1 protein-coding gene is annotated in these 291 nt (G+C 50.9%); it reads left to right on the top strand.

Features of this window, described 5'->3' with window-relative positions; genetic code table 11:
- The coding region (locus QP437_RS09945; protein ID WP_285267726.1) for an AraC family ligand binding domain-containing protein at nt 1-291 on the top strand (291 nt) is incomplete at both ends.

Below are 291 nucleotides of genomic sequence, written 5' to 3'. Positions count from 1 at the left end.
GCGGGTTTAACGCCGATTGAGGCCAACGGTTATCTCGATTTTTTTATCGACCGACCGCTGGGACTGAAAGGTTATATTCTCAATCTCACCATTCGCGGTCAGGGGGTGGTGAAAAATCAGGGACGAGAATTTGTCTGCCGACCGGGTGATATTTTGCTGTTCCCGCCTGGAGAGATTCATCACTACGGTCGTCATTCGGAGGCTCACGAATGGTATCACCAGTGGTTTTACTTTCGTCCGCGCGCCTACTGGCATGAATGGCTTAACTGGCCGTCGATATTTGCCAATACC

Source organism: Haemophilus sp. UMB1048, assembly GCF_030218125.1.
In the GTDB taxonomy this organism is placed as follows: domain Bacteria; phylum Pseudomonadota; class Gammaproteobacteria; order Enterobacterales; family Pasteurellaceae; genus Haemophilus_D.
The sequence above is the reverse complement of the archived record's forward strand: the minus strand, read 5'-3'. Positions and strand labels throughout refer to the sequence as shown.